The organism is Synechococcus sp. R6-5 (assembly GCF_047461775.1).
Classification (GTDB): domain Bacteria; phylum Cyanobacteriota; class Cyanobacteriia; order Thermostichales; family Thermostichaceae; genus Thermostichus.
Genome location: NZ_JANSHV010000320.1, coordinates 1 through 832, shown reverse-complemented (window position 1 = coordinate 832; position 832 = coordinate 1). Strand labels below are relative to the sequence as shown.

Here is an 832-nt window from a genome sequence, read left to right as displayed (position 1 = left end):
CTAGAGTCTGCTAAGAAGCCGATCGTAAACCATCAAGAACTTTCGGTAATAACAGAATCGAGAAGGCCAGCCAGTGAAAACCCTTCAGCGTTTCGGTAAGTCGTTCGTAGTCACGCGCCAGCCGGCGAAAACGAGCCATCCAGGCAAAGCTGCGCTCAACTACCCAACGCCGGGGAAGCAACACGAAGCCCCTTTTGGCTTCCTCCAGCTTGACCACACACAGCGCTATCCCTTCCTGCGCAGCCGCCTGCTCCGCCTCCGAGCCTGTATAGCCCTGATCTACGTATGCGATTTCGACCCGCTGGTTGGTAACAGCTTGCACCGCCTGGGAGAGCTCCCCCACCTGGCTGCGTTCCTGCTCGTTGGCAGGGGTAACCAGCAGGGCCAGCAGATGACCCAGGGTATCCACCGCCATGTGCACCTTGCTGCCTTTACGGCGCTTGGCCCCATCGTAGCCTGCCCGCTCCCCGCTCTCGGGGCTGGATTGCAAGGTTCGTGCATCATAGATGGCGGCGCTGGGTTGAGCTGCTCGACCCTGCAACAGCCGTAGGGTTTCCCGCAGGTCATGCACCAGGTCTTCAAACACCCCCCGCTCCATCCAGCGCCGGGCCTGCTCACGAACGATGTGGGGTGGGGGGAAGTCGTGGGGCAGGTACTCCCACTGGGCACCGGTTTTTACCATCCAGCGCAAGGCGTTGAACACTTCCCGCAGGTCGTATTTTCGCTGGCTTGCGTCCAGAGGCAGCAGGGTCAGGTAGGGCATCACGAAGGCCCATTCCTCATCGCTTACGTCGGAGGGGTATGGACGGCGGTTCATGCTATAAACATAACT

General features: G+C 59.9%; 1 protein-coding gene. It reads right to left on the bottom strand.

What is annotated here, in order from left to right; genetic code table 11:
* Positions 1-10: 10 nt before the first annotated feature.
* Positions 11-817: an IS5 family transposase gene (locus tag NW818_RS13335; protein WP_414424824.1), complete on the bottom strand. Its 807-nt coding sequence runs from the start codon at positions 815-817 to the stop codon at positions 11-13.
* Positions 818-832: the final 15 nt, after the last annotated feature.